The sequence below is a fragment of the Methyloprofundus sedimenti genome (assembly GCF_002072955.1).
GTDB classification, from domain to species: Bacteria; Pseudomonadota; Gammaproteobacteria; order Methylococcales; family Methylomonadaceae; genus Methyloprofundus; species Methyloprofundus sedimenti.
This window is the reverse complement of the sequence record NZ_LPUF01000001.1, coordinates 726,851-740,639: the sequence shown is the minus strand read 5'-3', so window position 1 is coordinate 740,639 and position 13,789 is coordinate 726,851. Positions and strand designations below refer to the sequence as shown.

The following is a 13,789-nucleotide window of genomic DNA, read 5'->3' as shown; positions in this document are numbered from 1 at the left end:
GAATTAAACAAAAAAAGGGCCAGTTTGCATATTTTATAATACAAACCAGCCCTTTTTTTATCCGACGTATTCTACATTATGGTAGAAAGATATACTTCGCAACCGTGGCCGTGCGAAGTATAAATCTTGATATTACATAGTTTCTACGCCAGACTCTTTTGCAATCAGCACTACATCAGCCGGTCTTAAGCCGAAAATACCGACTGAAACAACGCCAGCAAGATTATTGATTAACCTTTCCAGGGCTAATGGCTCTGCAATTTCCATATTATGTACATCGATAATTTCACAACCGTTATCGGTAATATAGTTTTCACGCCAGACCGGTTGTCCGCCTAATTTAACTACTTCGCGTGCGACATAGCTACGTGCCATTGGGATGACTTCGATAGGCAGCGGGAAACTCCCTAAAACTTTAACCACTTTGCTTTCATCAACGATACAAACAAACTGTTTGCTTGCTCCAGCAATGATTTTTTCACGCGTTAAAGCACCACCGCCACCTTTAATAAGCTGTTTTAGTGGATTAACTTCATCAGCACCATCTACATACACATCAAGATTGCCTGACTCGCTTAATTCCATCACTGGAATACCGATTTTTTTCAGCCTTTCTGTGGTTGCAATTGAGCTTGAAACCGCACCTTGAATATCTTTTGTCAAGTTAAAGTCCGCGAGGCAATCAATAAAATGATTGACAGTAGAACCTGTTCCTACGCCTAATATTGAAACGTCTTTAATATAGGGTAAAGCCGCTTCTGCAGCTTTACGTTTGCTTTCGTCTTGTGTCATGCGTCTATTTTCCTAACTGTTTACGTAACATTTAAAACAGGAAAAAGTTGGCTACGCTACGCTTTAGCCAACTTACCTATCTGCTTGTCTCTCAAGCTTAAGCTTTCGCTAATTCAGCACGCATTTCGTCAATAACCGTTTTATAATTCGGCTGACTAAAAATAGCAGATCCGGCAACAAACATATCTGCTCCGGCGGCTTTAATTTCACGGATATTATCTACTTTTACGCCACCGTCAATTTCCAGGCGAATATCATAGCCGCTATCATCAATTCTTTTTCTTGCTTCACGCAATTTATCCAGTGTTGCAGGAATAAACGATTGTCCACCAAAACCAGGGTTCACTGACATTAATAAAATAATATCAACTTTGTCCATTACGTAATCAAGATAATGTAAAGGCGTCGCCGGATTAAATGTCAAACCTGATTTTAAACCCAGGTCACGAACCATCTGTAACGTTCTATCGATGTGCGTAGAAGCTTCAGGGTGAAAAGTAATCATGCTCGCTCCTGCCTTTGCAAAGTCAGGAATAATACGATCAACAGGCTGTACCATTAAATGAACATCAATGGGTGCAGTGACACCATGTTTTCTAAGGGCTTCGCAAACCAATGGTCCAATAGTTAAATTTGGTACAAAGTGATTATCCATTACATCAAAATGCACAACATCCGCACCTGAGGCTAAAACATTATCTACTTCTTCGCCTAATCTTGCGAAATCCGCTGAAAGAATAGAAGGTGCAATCCAGTTATCAGTCATATCATTTCTCCAATTTAATTATTTTTTTATATTTTGTAGCATAGTGCCAGCAGTGTTTTGTATGCAAATTTAATCGTAACATAGCTCTATGCCTCTTATCTAAACTTAGCGAACTATCGTTCTGACCTACTTTTTTATTGTTCCTGACTTAGCGCTTCAGCTAATTTTTTGGCAGGCATATAACCTGGATAAACATACCCTTTTGGGCTAATCATCATCGGTGTACCACGCACGCCTAACTCATCACCTAAAGCCATCTGTTTCTCTACCGGATTTTTACAGGTCTTTTCAGGTGGTGGATTTGTGCTGGTTTTAGCTGCTGTTAATGCTGCATTTTTATCATCCGAGCACCAGACTGAAACTGCCTTTTTATATGATTCCGAATCTTTCCCTGCGCGTGGAAAGAATAAATACCTTACAGTGATGCCTTCTGCCATATACTGATCAATTTCTGAATGTAACTTACGACAATAACCACAATCGATATCAGTAAAAATATTGATCACATATTTCTGCATAGGTGCTTTGAAAATGATCATTTCTTCTAATGGCACTGCATTGATCAAAGCTGCTTTAGCCACAGCTAATTTTTCTTCAGTTAGATCTTTTTTGTCCACTAAGTCAAACATGCGCCCCTGAATAAGATACCTTCCATCTTCTGAAACATAGAATATATTTGCACCAGCCATAACCTCATACAAACCTTTTATTTCTGAAGGTTTTATATCCTCAATAGTCAATGAGGGCATGGTTTCCTTTAACTTTGTTTTCAGTGCTTCTTTATCCACATCCGCGTGTGCAAAAACAGATAAACACAAGCTACCTGCTAATAAAATCTGTATAAATTTTTTCATAATTAATCCATAGAATTAAGAACATGGCCTTAGGGGCTGTTCGTTATTGAAATAAGCGCTCTATATCTAAAAACATTGCCAAAGCCATCAATGCTAACAATGCTGTCATACCAATTTGCTGAAAAACTATTTGCACATTATCAGACACAGGACTGCCTTTAATTGCTTCAATGGCAAACATTAATAGATGTCCTCCATCTAAAACCGGGATAGGTAATAAATTGAGTACGCCTAAACTAATACTGACTATTGCTAAAAACTTTAAAAAGGATACCAGACCCATTTCTGCTGATTTTCCTGCATATTTTGCAATACTAACCGGTCCGCTTAAATTTTCCACCGATGCTTTGCCAATAAACATATAACCCATCATTTTTAAGGTGACACCGGAATAATACACGGTACGCTCGACGGCTGCTTGCAATGCCTGTAAAGGAGGCAAAGAGTATTCGACCATCATGGATTCTTGCAAACCTTCCGGAACCTGTACACCAACACCAATTTTACCTGTTATCTTCTCATTCTCAATAACGCTTTCTGGTTTCAGTGCAATAGTCAGCGCCTGTCCATCACGTTCAATTAACAAGTTCATAACCTGCCCTGCATGGTCTTGAACATACTTTACCCAGTCCATCCAGTCCGTCAATTCAATGCCATCCGCACTAATAATCAAGTCCCCCGGTTGCAGACCTGCTTGTGCAGCAACACTATTCTCAATTACTCTGCCTATCACAGGCGGTAAAGGGGGTTGCCAGGCATTCAGACCCAACTCTTCAAATAACCGCTTCGGTTGCTGACTGACGTCGAAAGGTATGATTAATGTATGGGTAAGCAGAACACCATCTTCAGTTTTTACTTCGACAGGCAAGCCCTGCTCAGCATCCATTACTGATGACATGATTGTTTCGATGGTCTCTCGCCAGGTCACCGTCCTTATATTATTTACGTTAACAATTTCTTCGCCTTCAACAAAACCTGCCTGCGCTACGAGTGTACCAGGCTCAACGGCACCTACCAGAGGACGCATGCCTGTCTCTCCAAGCATAAACACGGCCCAATATATAATTACCGCCAGTAATAAGTTAAATACAGGCCCTGCTGCAACAATAGCTGTGCGCGCCCATAAAGACTTCCGGGTAAAGGCATATGGTAAATCGGCTGCAGAAACTTCTCCCTCACGCTCATCGACCATTTTGACATAGCCACCCAGAGGAATAACTGATAATACGTACTCGGTCGACGCACTATTTTTCTGGTATTTCCAGATAACCTTGCCAAAGCCGATTGAAAAACGCAACACCTTTACCCCGGTTTTCCTGGCTACCCAAAAGTGTCCGAACTCATGAACCGCAACCAGCAAGCCAACCGCGACAGCAAAATAAAACAGGGAATTTAAAGTATCCATTAAACGACTAATTCTTTAATGATTAAATGCGCTTGCTCACGGGCTTGCTGGTCTGCTTCAAGAATATGCTCTAATGTATCAGCTTGAGTTGCACTAAATTTCTTCATGCTGCGTTCAATAACGACAGGAATATCCGTAAAACGTATTTGTTCATTCAAAAAGGACTCAACGGCACACTCGTTGGCAGCATTTAAAACAGTTGGCATAATACCACCCGCTGAAATGGCCTCCATTGCAAGACGTAAACATGGAAACCGCTGTAAATCAGCAGGTTCAAAATCCATCTGTTTAACCGCAAAAATATCCAGGGGAGCAACACCGGAATCAAAACGTTCTGGCCATGCCATTGCATGAGCAATAGGAATGCGCATATCAGGATTACCCATCTGCGCGAGAACACTACCGTCTACATAATCCACCATCGAGTGAATGATACTTTGTGGATGAATCACAACCTGAATTTGCTCTGGCCGCATGTTGAACAATAAACAGGCTTCAATAAGTTCCAGGCCTTTATTCATCATGGTAGCTGAATCAACAGAAATCTTTCTGCCCATATCCCATTTAGGATGTGCGACTGCTTGCGCTACTGTTACATTTGCCAGCTCATCAAGTGGTGTTGTTCTAAAAGGTCCACCTGAAGCTGTTAATAGTATACGTCTTGCTGTAGGCGCATCATGCCCGGCTGTATAGTTAGCCGGCATACACTGAAAAATTGCATTATGCTCGCTATCAATGGGCAATAACACGGCACCCGAGTCTTTAATTGCCTGCATAAAAATGTCACCTGACATAACCAGCGACTCTTTATTGGCAAGTAATACCGTTTTACCTGCCTGGGCAGCAGCCAAAGCAGATAATAAACCCGCAGCCCCTACAATAGCAGCCATCACAGAGTTGACTGATGTCAGAGTAGCGACAGTAACCAGAGCTTCCGGGCCACATAGTACGGTCATATCCGCTATGACAGTACCTGCTATTTTAGCTTTAAATTCTGCGCCCTTTGCGGTATTAACCACTACCGCATATTCGGGCTTAAACTCTAAACATTGTTCAAACAACACATCAATATTAGTATTTGCTGTTAATGCAATCACTTTATATTGATCAGCATGGCGTTTTATCACATCTAAAGTACTAACACCTATAGAGCCTGTGGCTCCTAATATACATATCCCTTTCATGAATACATCCAGCGAATAAACCAAACACCCGCATAAAATATTGGTATCGCAGCAATAAAGCTATCCAGACGATCCAGAATACCACCATGACCCGGCAAAATAGAGCCGCTGTCTTTGACGCCACGGATACGTTTTGCAGCACTAAAAAATAAATCACCATAAATAGAAACCAGTACGGTAATCGCTGAAAGCAATACAAAGTCTATGATACTTAATACAGAAAAGCCAAAGTAAAGTGTAAAACACAAGCCCATGACGACTGCAGCGGCTATCGCACCATACATGCCTTCTACTGTTTTCCCCGGGCTAATTTCAATCGCCAACTTGGTTATACCAAATTTTTTCCCTGCAAAATAAGCTGCAATATCAGCTGCCCAAATAAGAAGGAATAAATACATTGTCATCGCAGGTTCTTCTAATACCATTAATCGCGATAAAAAGAACCAAGCTATAATCAATACAAAACCACCAATAAATAATCTTTTACCCAGACTTAACTTGAGTTCTAATAATTCAGCTCCAGACTTGCGTATTTTAAGCATTATCCAAAACCAGAATAAAACAGCTGGAATCATCAGAAATTCAATACCAACTGAATAGTTTCGAATTTCCGGCCAATTAGTTAACTGGACCAGGATTTCCAGTATTTGTGTCCAGAAATGCAGGAATAACATAGGTATCAGCAAAGTAAACAGATATAAAACCTTGCCAAATACTGTTTTGACTTCAGCCAAATTTGCCCATTCCCAGGCCGCAATCAATAAAACGACTCCCCAGACAAGAGAAAAATAAACGTGGGGCAATATGAAGATAGCCAACACCACCAATGGTGCTAATACTGAGGCCGTAATAACGCGTTGAAGTAACATATTTTTATTATTTTCTAAAAAGGTTATAAAAAAGACGGTAAACAATTAAAGTCTAGTTAGACATACTTTGAACTTGTTCACTGGTACGACCAAAGCGACGCTCCCGGGTGAGGAAATCATCAATCGCAGCTTGCATGGTTTCTGCTTTAAAGTCCGGCCAAAGTTCAGGGGTAAAATAGAATTCTGTATAGGCAAGTTGCCATAACAGAAAATTACTAATTCGCTTTTCCCCGCCAGATCTAATAAATAAATCAGGATCAGGTAAATCTGGAACAGATAAAGCGTCGGCAATCATGGTCTCGTCGATCTCATCAGGCTCAATAATTCCGGCTTTAACCTGTTCAGCGATACTTCTTAAAGCCAGGGTTATATCTCTATGACCACCATAATTTGCAGCAATCACCAGCGTTAGGCCGGTATTATTCTCCGTTAGCTGTTCACTTTTAGCCATTTTTTGCTGAATTTTCTCAGAAAAATTAGCGCGCTCACCAATAAATCGAAGGCGAATATTGTTATTATTCAGGCTTTTAACTTCTTTTTGCATGGTCAACATAAAAAGCCCCATTAACTTAGAAACTTCTTCTTTAGGACGGCGCCAATTTTCACTACTGAAAGCAAATAAAGTTAAAACCTGTATTTCCTGCTCAGCACAAAACCTAACCACACGTTTCACGGCTTTCACTCCAGACGGGTGGCCCATAATTCGTGGTAAATGACGCTGTTGCGCCCAGCGACCATTACCATCCATGATAATGGCTATATGTTTGGGATAAAGCGATTTATCCTTTTCGCCTGGTTCAACTTGCATAATGATATGCCTTATATCGACAATAAGTCAGCCTCTTTTGCCTCTAAAAGTTTTTCTACCTGCTTGATATACTCATCGGTAATTTTCTGAATTTTCTCTTCGCCTGCATGTGCTTCATCCTTGGAAATCATTTTTTCTTTTAATGCTTCTTTAATTTCTGTATTTGCATCGCGGCGAATACTACGAATAGAGACACGCCCATTTTCAGCTTCTGCTTTAACAACTTTAACTAAATCACGACGACGCTCTTCCGTTAGCATAGGTAACGGAACACGAATAACATTACCATTGGTCACTGGATTCAAACCTAAATCCGAGGACATAATCGCCTTTTCAATCGCTTGCATCATGCTTTTTTCCCATGGTGTTACTGCTAAAGTACGGGCATCATCAACCGCAACGTTCGCTACCTGAGACAAGGGTGTATCAGTACCATAATAAGACACCACAACCTGATCCAGCAAACTGGGGTGAGCACGGCCCGTTCTTATTTTTGTAAAACCTTTTTTAAGTGCATCAATACTCTTTTCCATTTTAGCTGATGCGTCTTGTTGAATATCACTAATCATCATTTTTTATCCTCGCTCTATAAGTGAGCCTATGTCTTCACCTTGCATCAAGCGCATAATGGCACCTGGTTCAAAAATATTCATAACCCGCATGGGCAAATCATTATCCCGACAAAGCACCAATGCCGTCGTATCCATGACATTCAAGCGTTGATCAAGTGCTTCGTCATAAGTTAATGCTGGATAAAAAACCGCATCTGCAACCTTTTCAGGATCTGCCGAATATATGCCCCTTACCTTAGTCGCCTTAATCATCAGATGTGCATCAATTTCGATCGCTCTTAAGCTTGCCGCAGTATCTGTAGTAAAAAAGGGGTTTCCTGTCCCTGCTGCAAAAATTACAACGCGCCCTTTCTCCAGGTGCCTAACAGCTTTGCGTCGAATATAATCCTCACAAACCTGATTAATTTTTAAAGCACTCATAACACGAACAGGCTGACCTAAAAATTCCAATGAATCCTGCATTGCCAAGGCATTCATTACTGTCGCCAGCATGCCCATCTGATCGCCTGTCACACGATTCAAGCCTTCCGCAGCCTGCTCCGCTCCACGTAATATATTCCCACCACCTATGACTAAACCAACCTCTACACCAGCGTCACAGAGATCTTTTACTTCTGTCGCCAGGCGTTTTACGATAGCGGGATCTATATTTCCGCCAGTTTCACTCATTAAAGCTTCACCACTTAACTTAAGCATAATTCTTTGGCAAATGAGTTTAGTCATAACTACTTTCCTATTTTGTGGCTAATGTGTATTTTATAATGCCTTGCGTGTGCATAAATAAATTATAATCCGTTAATTTATTGTTAATATGCGTGCTCCTGTCTGCATCTCTAGACTTGAAAAACCTTCGGAGTAAAAACTCCGAAGGTCTGACACGAATCTTAACTACCGCGGACTTGCGCCATAACTTCAGCGGCGAAATCACCTTCTTCTTTCTCTATACCTTCACCCACTTGAAAGTGAATAAAGCTTAGAACCTTATTGCCTTTACCACCAACAAGCTGGGCAACAGTAACTTTATCATCTTTAATGAACGCCTGACCTTCCAAAGTAACTTCAGCGAGGAATTTCTTAATACGCCCACCAATCATTTTTTCAATAATTGCTGCTGGCTTACCACTTTCTTCAGCCTGTGCAACAAAAATCGCTTTTTCTTTTTCAACAGTTTCAGCTGGTACATCAGTTTCAGCAATGCACATAGGCTTACTTGCTGCGATGTGCATTGCAACATCTTTAGCTAATTCAGTATCCGCTGTTGCTAACTCAACTAATACTCCAATTTTTTCGCCATGCAAATAAAAACCTGTACCACCTTCAGTTGCTACTTTTTGAAAACGTCTTAAAGTGATATTTTCACCTAAAGTAGATATCAATCCGCGGCGAGCTTCATCAATGGTTTTACCATTGGCTAACTTAAGCTCGTATGCTTCTTCTACCGTATTCACATCTGCTGCTAAAATCGCCTCTGCAATTGCATTGGCAAATTCTTTAAAAGTATCACCTTTTGCAACAAAATCGGTCTCACAGTTAACATCGATAATAACGGCATGCTTAGTATCGGGGCTTTGCGCTACTGTTATACGTCCTTCAGCAGCAATACGATTTGATTTTTTATCCGCTTTCGCCAAACCTGCTTTACGCATGTTCTCGATTGCAAGCTCCATATCAGCATTGGCTTCAACCAACGCTCTTCTACATTCCATCATTCCAGAACCCGTTCTTTCACGCAGTTCTTTAACCATTGCAGCAGTTACACTCATGCTATATATACCTTAAATTTCTTTAACCTGAATCATTGACTTTACTGCATCAAAAACTCAAGTCTAATTCTATAAAAACGCCCCCAAATGGGGGCGTCCAAAAAAACCAACACAACAAGCAACGGCTTGTTGTTTGCCATCTAGTTTATTCAGCGCCAGCTACTTGCTCAACAAACTCATCAGCTTTAGCTGAAAGATCCAGTCTTGCTGTTTTCGCTTCTAAAATAGCAGTCGCAATACTTTCTGCATACAACTTAACAGCACGAATTGAATCATCATTACCAGGAATAATGTAATCAACACCTTTAGGTGAGTTGTTTGTATCCACAATACCAATAACCGGGATACCTAATTTTCTCGCTTCACTCAGCGCATTCTTTTCGTAGCCTACATCCAGTACAAAAATAGCGTCTGGCGTTCCGCGCATGTCTTTGATACCACCTAAGCTACGCTCTAACTTTTCCATTTCTCGTTCCATGCCCAGCGCTTCTTTTTTACTGAAACGTTGCTGCATAGAACCATCTGCTGTCATTGCTTCCAGCTCTTTTAAACGACCGATTGATTTTTTTATCGTTTTAAAGTTAGTCAGCATACCACCTAACCAGCGGTGATTAACATAAGGCATTCCGCAACGGATAGCTTGTTCAGCAACCGCTTTACGTGCAGATTTTTTGGTACCAACAAACAAAATATTACCTTTATTTGCTGTCATTTGCCCTACATAATTCATCGCATCATTAAACAGTGGAAGTGTTTTTTCCAGATTAATAATATGAATTTTGCTTCGTGCACCATAAATATAAGGCGCCATTTGCGGGTTCCAGTAACGAGTTTGGTGTCCAAAGTGTACACCTGCTTCTAGCATTTGACGCATTGATACTGCGGCCATTTTTTTCTCCAATAATTTTTCGGAAACTATTCCGAAAGGGTTACGCCTCCACCTATCCCAGCCAGAAACCAGTTTTATAAAAAACGGGCACCCCACCAACTGTGACGATAAATGTGAGTTTTAATCATACTTCGCACGACTCCTTTTATTAACCGCGCTAAAGTACTAATGAACTTATCTTTATACCATATTTATCTGTTTACAACAACGAATACCCTGTTAAAATTTATCTACTCTCAAAGTCTGATACCATAACCATTCATTTATTTTCCTTAAGCTTACAATCATGACCATCACCATTAAAACAGATGCTGAAATCGAAAAAATGCGTATCGCCGGTAAACTTGCTGCAGAAGTGCTTGAGTTCATTGAACCCTATATTGTTCCGGGCATTACTACCAACGAAATTGACCAGCTTTGTCATGATTACATCATTAATGAGCAGGATGCCATTCCTGCACCACTAAATTATCACGGTTTTCCGAAATCAATATGTACATCAGTAAATTATACAATTTGTCACGGTATCCCCAACGATAAAAAATTAAAAAAAGGGGATATTATTAATGTTGATATCACTGTTATTAAAGATGAATATCATGGTGATACCAGCAAAATGTTTTACGTAGGCGAAGTCGCGCCTCACGCCAAACGCTTATGCAGCATTACTCAGGAATGTTTAATGCTTGCGATAGAGCAAGTTAAACCCGGTTGTACTTTAGGTGATATAGGCTATGCCATACAAAAGCATGCCGAATCCAATCGTTATTCAGTTGTTCGCGAGTTCTGTGGTCATGGCATCGGAAAAAAATTTCATGAAGAACCTCAAGTTTTACATTATGGCAAACCAGGCGCAGGAATTGCACTCCAGGAAAATATGATACTCACCATAGAGCCAATGATCAATATTGGCAAACGTCATATGAAAGTATTGAAAGATGGCTGGACAGCAATTACCAAAGACCACTCTCTCTCAGCTCAGTGGGAACATACTATTCTTGTAACCCCGACAGGACATGAGATACTGACTTTACGCAAAGAAGAGCGGTGAACACTATCAATACTCAAGATCTGAGCAGAGCCAAACAGATTAAACAGGCGATAAAACTGCATAATACCCATCTAAAAAACAGTTTCTCACCGCAAAAACCTATTCAAGATTTTTTGCTCGCCAAATCAAAGTTTATCGATAAATTACTGCTCCTCATCTGGACCCGTGTTATTACTCATAACATAGAAAATTTTGCCTTAATTGCAGTCGGTGGCTACGGTCGACAAGAAATGTTTCCTTATTCGGATATCGATATTTTGGTGCTATTTCATGACAGCACCACTGAGAATGACAAACAGCAGCTCAGCGCGTTTTGCACCTTTCTCTGGGATACCGGTTTAAAGCTGGGATTAAGTGTGCGTAGCAGCTCTGAATGCGTAAAAGCCTGCACTGAGGATCAAACCATCTTAACCAACCTGATGGAGTCTCGTCATCTGATCGGAAATGACGAGCTACTCGCGACTCTCCGCACTCAGCTAGCAGAGACACGCCCCTGGTCTTCCGAGGCCTTTTATCAAGCTAAAATTGAAGAGCAGCAGTTACGTTACGCAAAATTTCATAATACAGCCTACAACCTGGAGCCCAATATAAAAGAAGGCCCAGGCGGCCTGAGAGACTTACAAATTTTAGCCTGGGTCTTTAAACATCACTACCAGTGTAAGACTTTACGTGAATTAACCAAATATGATTTTCTTCCACAGTCCGAATATGAGGAATTATTTTCTGCACAGGAGTTATTATGGAAAATTCGCTTTGCTCTACATTTACTAACAGGTCGCTGTGAAGATCGTTTATTGTTTGATTACCAGCGCGACCTGGCAATTTGGTTCGGCTTTACCGAACAACAAAATAACGAGGGTGTAGAACAATTTATGCAACACTATTTTAAAACAGTGATGCAATTAGAGCGCCTCAATGAAACACTATTACAATTTTTCAACGAACACTGCCTAGCCCATGATGACAACACCTATCAAGCACAAGTCATAAACGACAAGTTTGATAGCATAGCAGGATATATTGCCGCACGAAGTGTGACTGTTTTTCAAACTTCCCCGCGCGCATTATTAGAAATATTCTTGTTACTGCAAAAAACACCCTCTCTCAAAGGCATTAGAGCGACAACGATTCGACTTATTAGAAGTAACCTGTATTTAATTGATGATAACTTCCGCCAAGACCCCCAGGCCCGCGAACTATTTATCAATATTTTACGCCAGCCACGAGGTATCACTCATGTGTTACGCTATATGAATCGTTATGGTGTATTAGCTGCATATCTACCTAGTTTTGGCAATATTGTTGCGCGTATGCAGTATGACCTGTTTCATATCTATACCGTTGATGAACATACGCTATTTGTCATCCGTAATCTGCGCCGCTTTGCCCTGGCAAGGCACAACAATGAAATGCCTTTTTGTAATGATATATTTCTATTAATCCCAAAACCCCATATATTATATATAGCCGCATTATTCCACGATATTGCGAAAGGTAAAAAAGGAGATCATTCCGAACTAGGCCAAGTCATAGCACAAAAGTTTTGTGTCGATCACAACATATCGGAATACGATACCAGGTTGATTTGCTGGCTAGTAAAAAACCACCTAATCATGTCTACCACAGCTCAACGTAAAGACATTAGTGACCCAGATGTCATCCATGAATTTTCAGTAAAAGTTGGCAAAGCAGAATATCTAAACTATCTGTATCTACTCACCGTTGCAGATATTCGAGCAACCAACCCCTCACTATGGACCTCATGGAAAGACTCTTTACTTAAAGAGCTTTACATTGCAACTCATAACGCCTTGAGACGCGGACTGGAAAATCCCGTTAATCAGCAAGAGACTATCCAGACAACAAAAACTGAAGCTCGCAAGGAGCTGATAAAAAAAGGAATTTCCGACACCAGCATAAAAAATGCCTGGCAGCATATCAACTCCGATTATTTTCTCCGCTATTATCCCGATGAAATTATCTGGCATACCATTGCGATCCTTAACTGCTCAGAACAAGACCTACCTTTAGTGCTTTTGCGACCTCAAACTCAACGTGGCAGCGCCGAAGTGTTTATCTATGCACTCCATCAACAAGAAGACTTTATATTTTCACGTACCACTGCAGCGCTAGATAAACTGGGATTGACTATTCTCGATGCAAGAATTATTACCTCGCATAACCAATACGCGCTAAATAGTTTTCAGGTATTGGAACAATCTGGCGCTCCAATTAACGACCTACACAGAGAACTTCATATTTGCTCTACTGTTAAGCAACAACTAAAAAACCAACACAGTAAACTTGATCAAAATTTACACCCACAATCACGCCAGGCAGAGCATTTCCCTATCACTACCAAAGCGTATTTCCATCCAGACCCACAAAACCGTTCTCATACTTTAGAGTTAATAACCACCGATCACCCAGGCCTGCTATCAAAATTAGGCCAGCTTTTCAGGAAGTATAACTACAATCTTCTGAATGCAAAAATCACTACTATTGGTAGCCGCGCGGAAGATATGTTTATCCTGACCACACAGGACAAACAGCTGATCAGCCCCGAACAGCAAAAGACATTTATTGATGAGTTAAAGCAGCAACTGGAAAACTAATACATAACGGTATCAGTTGTGATTTACTGTAGACCTGGATATCGTTCGTAATCGTCTTAAGCCAGAAGCCATACAGGATCAACTCTTCACTATTTTCGATGCTAACTAATTAAACTCATATCAGTACAGTTTTATTAAGCAGCATTTAAGGAATTTAAGAATGGGAAAAAAAATGGCAGGAGAGTATTGTTGATCAAATAAATTCAGTGTAAGAGATGCGG

At 40.6% G+C, this 13,789-nt stretch carries 13 protein-coding genes; 2 read left to right on the top strand and 11 right to left on the bottom strand.

The window, feature by feature from the left end:
• Positions 1–132: 132 nt before the first annotated feature.
• From rpiA to rpsB, 11 genes are all read right to left on the bottom strand, one after another.
• The gene (gene rpiA, locus AU255_RS03230; protein WP_080521535.1) at positions 133–792 is read right to left on the bottom strand and encodes a ribose-5-phosphate isomerase RpiA; all 660 of its coding nucleotides are present in this window, start codon (positions 790–792) and stop codon (positions 133–135) included.
• A 97-nt stretch (positions 793–889) separates the two neighbouring features.
• Entirely contained in the window at positions 890–1,558 is a 669-nt protein-coding gene (rpe, locus tag AU255_RS03225; RefSeq protein ID WP_080521534.1) for a ribulose-phosphate 3-epimerase, read from the bottom strand.
• 134 nt (positions 1,559–1,692) lie between these two features.
• On the bottom strand, positions 1,693–2,412 hold the full coding sequence (locus AU255_RS03220; RefSeq protein WP_080521533.1) for a DsbC family protein: 720 nt from the start codon (positions 2,410–2,412) through the stop codon (positions 1,693–1,695).
• Between the two features lie 43 nt (positions 2,413–2,455).
• Positions 2,456–3,817, bottom strand: a complete 1,362-nt coding sequence (gene rseP / locus AU255_RS03215) for an RIP metalloprotease RseP (RefSeq protein ID WP_080521532.1) — start codon at positions 3,815–3,817, stop codon at positions 2,456–2,458.
• Positions 3,817–5,001: a 1-deoxy-D-xylulose-5-phosphate reductoisomerase gene (ispC, locus tag AU255_RS03210; protein ID WP_080521531.1), complete on the bottom strand. Its 1,185-nt coding sequence runs from the start codon at positions 4,999–5,001 to the stop codon at positions 3,817–3,819. The genes rseP and ispC overlap by 1 nt, the downstream gene beginning before the upstream one ends.
• Complete coding sequence (locus AU255_RS03205) at positions 4,998–5,870, bottom strand: phosphatidate cytidylyltransferase (protein WP_080523270.1); 873 nt, start codon at positions 5,868–5,870, stop codon at positions 4,998–5,000. Before AU255_RS03205 ends, ispC begins: the two co-directional genes overlap by 4 nt.
• 52 nt (positions 5,871–5,922) lie before the next feature.
• Entirely contained in the window at positions 5,923–6,678 is a 756-nt protein-coding gene (locus tag AU255_RS03200) for an isoprenyl transferase (protein ID WP_080521530.1), read from the bottom strand.
• Positions 6,679–6,689: 11 nt separating this feature from the next.
• Positions 6,690–7,247: a ribosome recycling factor gene (frr, locus tag AU255_RS03195; RefSeq protein WP_080523269.1), complete on the bottom strand. Its 558-nt coding sequence runs from the start codon at positions 7,245–7,247 to the stop codon at positions 6,690–6,692.
• A 6-nt stretch (positions 7,248–7,253) separates the two neighbouring features.
• Entirely contained in the window at positions 7,254–7,973 is a 720-nt protein-coding gene (gene pyrH, locus AU255_RS03190; RefSeq protein ID WP_080521529.1) for a UMP kinase, read from the bottom strand.
• A gap of 161 nt (positions 7,974–8,134) precedes the next feature.
• Positions 8,135–9,013, bottom strand: a complete 879-nt coding sequence (tsf, locus tag AU255_RS03185) for a translation elongation factor Ts (protein ID WP_080521528.1) — start codon at positions 9,011–9,013, stop codon at positions 8,135–8,137.
• A gap of 145 nt (positions 9,014–9,158) precedes the next feature.
• The gene (gene rpsB / locus AU255_RS03180; protein ID WP_080521527.1) at positions 9,159–9,902 is read right to left on the bottom strand and encodes a 30S ribosomal protein S2; all 744 of its coding nucleotides are present in this window, start codon (positions 9,900–9,902) and stop codon (positions 9,159–9,161) included.
• Between the two features lie 286 nt (positions 9,903–10,188).
• On the opposite strand from rpsB, the gene map reads away from it, so the two are divergent.
• On the top strand, positions 10,189–10,953 hold the full coding sequence (map, locus tag AU255_RS03175) for a type I methionyl aminopeptidase (protein ID WP_080521526.1): 765 nt from the start codon (positions 10,189–10,191) through the stop codon (positions 10,951–10,953).
• Positions 10,950–13,568 (top strand): [protein-PII] uridylyltransferase, encoded by a 2,619-nt coding sequence (gene glnD, locus AU255_RS03170; RefSeq protein ID WP_080521525.1) that lies wholly within the window; start codon positions 10,950–10,952, stop codon positions 13,566–13,568. Before map ends, glnD begins: the two co-directional genes overlap by 4 nt.
• Positions 13,569–13,789: the final 221 nt, after the last annotated feature.

What these genes read in the sequence shown, in the direction of transcription:
- rpe (WP_080521534.1), bottom strand. Translation starts at nt 1,558, where the DNA reads ATGACTGATAACTGGATTGCACCTTCTATTCTTTCAGCGGATTTCGCA.
- AU255_RS03205 (WP_080523270.1), bottom strand. Translation starts at nt 5,870, where the DNA reads ATGTTACTTCAACGCGTTATTACGGCCTCAGTATTAGCACCATTGGTG.
- pyrH (WP_080521529.1), bottom strand. Translation starts at nt 7,973, where the DNA reads ATGACTAAACTCATTTGCCAAAGAATTATGCTTAAGTTAAGTGGTGAA.
- frr (WP_080523269.1), bottom strand. Translation starts at nt 7,247, where the DNA reads ATGATTAGTGATATTCAACAAGACGCATCAGCTAAAATGGAAAAGAGT.
- rpiA (WP_080521535.1), bottom strand. Translation starts at nt 792, where the DNA reads ATGACACAAGACGAAAGCAAACGTAAAGCTGCAGAAGCGGCTTTACCC.
- rseP (WP_080521532.1), bottom strand. Translation starts at nt 3,817, where the DNA reads ATGGATACTTTAAATTCCCTGTTTTATTTTGCTGTCGCGGTTGGCTTG.
- tsf (WP_080521528.1), bottom strand. Translation starts at nt 9,013, where the DNA reads ATGAGTGTAACTGCTGCAATGGTTAAAGAACTGCGTGAAAGAACGGGT.
- AU255_RS03200 (WP_080521530.1), bottom strand. Translation starts at nt 6,678, where the DNA reads ATGCAAGTTGAACCAGGCGAAAAGGATAAATCGCTTTATCCCAAACAT.
- rpsB (WP_080521527.1), bottom strand. Translation starts at nt 9,902, where the DNA reads ATGGCCGCAGTATCAATGCGTCAAATGCTAGAAGCAGGTGTACACTTT.
- ispC (WP_080521531.1), bottom strand. Translation starts at nt 5,001, where the DNA reads ATGAAAGGGATATGTATATTAGGAGCCACAGGCTCTATAGGTGTTAGT.
- AU255_RS03220 (WP_080521533.1), bottom strand. Translation starts at nt 2,412, where the DNA reads ATGAAAAAATTTATACAGATTTTATTAGCAGGTAGCTTGTGTTTATCT.
- map (WP_080521526.1), top strand. Translation starts at nt 10,189, where the DNA reads ATGACCATCACCATTAAAACAGATGCTGAAATCGAAAAAATGCGTATC.